This window comes from Microcoleus sp. C2D2 (assembly GCF_036702495.1).
Taxonomy (GTDB): domain Bacteria; phylum Cyanobacteriota; class Cyanobacteriia; order Cyanobacteriales; family Microcoleaceae; genus Microcoleus.
This window is the reverse complement of the sequence record NZ_JAUBTO010000332.1, coordinates 1-2,798: the sequence shown is the minus strand read 5'-3', so window position 1 is coordinate 2,798 and position 2,798 is coordinate 1. Positions and strand designations below refer to the sequence as shown.

Annotated in this window: 1 protein-coding gene; it reads right to left on the bottom strand. The window is 45.6% G+C overall.

Annotation, left to right across the window (positions count from 1 at the left end; translation table 11 throughout):
* Positions 1 to 53 precede the first annotated feature (53 nt).
* A partial coding sequence (locus tag QUB61_RS38795; protein ID WP_333136718.1) for an RHS repeat-associated core domain-containing protein occupies positions 54 to 2,798 on the bottom strand: 2,745 nt, incomplete at its 5' end.

Below are 2,798 nucleotides of genomic sequence, written 5' to 3'. Positions count from 1 at the left end.
AATTTAACAGGCTTTTCAATTCACATATCATTTTCAGTTTGTTTTGTCAACTCCTAATACTGAACCGACGCCCTAGGGTCAGTATTAACCACCGGATTAGCATGAGCGTACTGATAATCGTGCAAACTCATCGGGTCATTCAGCGTACCCTCATAAGCATCAGCCGAAACAAACCTCCCCACCAACGGGTCATAATACCTCGCCCTTAAATAATCCAACCCAGTCTCACTATCCCGCTGTTCTCCAGCAAACAAATAAGCATTACTAGAAACACCCGTCGCAGCAATTAAATTGCCGTAAGCATCATAAGCATAACTATCAGTAACTGCCCCCAAATTATTAGTCGCCAACCGAGTCGAACCCAACCCATCAGCGTGATAAAACGACGGCTGACTTCCCTGTAACTTCCCAACCAAATCGTACCCGTAAACATAAGAATTCTTTGGATTCCCCGCAGCATCACACTCTTCCAAAACCTGAGAATAAGGCTGCAACTCATCATCAATCAAATAACGAGTCTCTACCCCATCAACAACCTTGCCAACTCGAATCCCCTGAGCGTTATATTGATAAGCAACATTCCGAGTAACTCCACCCTCAGTAACTGTCACTCCCATCAACCGATTCTCGCCATCGTTCTCCCACCGATAAACAGTAGAATTGCTGCCCGTTACCTCAGACACCAAATTCCCACTGTCATCGTAAGTGTAATCGGTAACCACTCCCGGCGCACTCAAGAAATCGAGCTGATTCAAATTGTTGTAAGTATAAGTAGTTACCCCACTCACAGAATCAGTCTTAGTCAAACGATTGCCAACAGCATCGTAAGTGTAACTGACAACCCGATTGTTCCCATTCGGATCGTTAGTAACCTTCTCTTCCAGCAACCGATGCAAATCGTCATAGTTGTACTCAACTTTCCGCCCGCTGTGTTCGACTACTTCCTTGCGATTGCCAACAGCATCTACTGCATAATCGAAACTAGAAATCACCTCATCTTCGACCTGAGTCATCGGGTCAATTTTGGCAGTTTTCACCACATCCAACCGTCCCAAATTATCGTAAGTTCGAGTTTCAAGTAAATTGTTGGGATAGAAAGTTTTCCAGAGGTTTCCATCCGGGTGATAGACATACGTTACCGTCCCCATGTCCGGCGTGCTGATAGTCTTTAACCGACCTTCTTCATAAGTGTAAGTAGTCGTGCGAGTCGGAGTTTTAACGTCACTAACTTGCCCGCCTTCGTACTTGTATTCGATCGAATTGCCACTGGCAAGATAAGGGTCTGCGGGGTCTTTGCGAGAAATTAACTGCCCCAAACTGTCGTACTTGTAAACAGTCGCGCCACGGCTGTCAATAATAGTTTCTTCGAATCCGTTAGAAGTGTAAGTAACGCTAACAGTCGCGCCGCTTTCATTTTGATACTGCTTGCTAACAACTTGGTTTTCGTCGTTGTAAGTGTACTTAACCGTTTTGTTATTGAAATCGGTAATCGTAACGGTTTTTTCCGCATCGTTGTAAGCAACAGTCGATCGCTTTTTGTCGGGTCGAATTATCGCTTCGCGGCGACCTTTATCATCGTATTCGTAAGTCGTTACTTGACCCAACGCATCCTTAACGCTAATCAAATTGCCCGCATTATCGTAGCCGTATTCGATGCGTTTTTGCGCGGCATCGACAACAGCTTTCAGTTGTCCTTTAGCATCGTACTCAAACCCTGTTGTTTTGCCGTTAGCGTCGGTAGTTGCCGTTACCAAACCTTGAGAGTTGTAAGCGGTAGTCGTTGAAGTTCCTCCAGCAAAGATGGTTTCAGTTTTGCGATTGCCAACTGCATCGTAGGTATAGGTGATGTAATTGGTGGCATCAAAACGAGTTAGGGTAACGCGGCCTGCTGCATCGTATTCGTACTCGGTACGGTTGCCATCAACATCGATTTCGGCTTTGACTTGCCCGTTTTTGTAGTATTCAGTTTTCGTCCGAGAATTGTTTGCTAAATAAGCCGGGGTAATGTCGGGATAAACGACAGTCGTCCAGTCAACAGATTGGGGAGTAGTACCGGGAGAAATAGCGTTCAGCAGTTGCTGTACTTGATTGACTGTTTCGTTGGGATAAATAGTTTCAGTCAGCCGTCCCGCGTCGTCGTATTTGTAGTGAGTAACTCGTCCGTTACTGTCGATAGTAGCCCTTTGACGGCCGCCTTTATCGTAAACAGTAATGCTTCGGGAATTGTCAGAGTTGCTAGGAGTATTATCAGGATAAATGGTTTCAACTAATTTACCTTGAGAGTTGTAGCGGTACTCGGTACGGCGATTTCCATCGATGCTGGCGCTTTGGCGGCCATTGCTGTCGTATTCGTAAGTTGTAGTGCGGCCAGATTGGGTAATTGACTTAATTTTTCCTTCTTTGTCGTAAGTCCATTCTGTTACTAATTCTTTCTCTCCAGTGGGAGTTGCTACTTTCATTATTTCCCGCAGCATATTGCCGTTGCTGTCGTAGATGTAGGTAGCTTTATTGCCGGATGAGTCTTCTAAGTTGGTGACGTCGCCTGCTGCATTGTATTCGAAGTTGGTGGTGTTGTTGGTAGCGTCGGTGATGCTGAGGGTGTTGCCTCTGATGTCGTAGCTAAACTTACTAACATTGCCCTTTGCATCCTTAGTCGTCAGCAAATTGCCGCTAAGAGAATAAGTATAAGTCGCAGTATTCCCCAGCGCGTCGGTTTCAGTCAAAACCTGTCCCCGACTGTTATAAGTCCACCGCGAAACATTGCCCAAAGCATCTTTCTCAGTTAACTTATTTCCCCG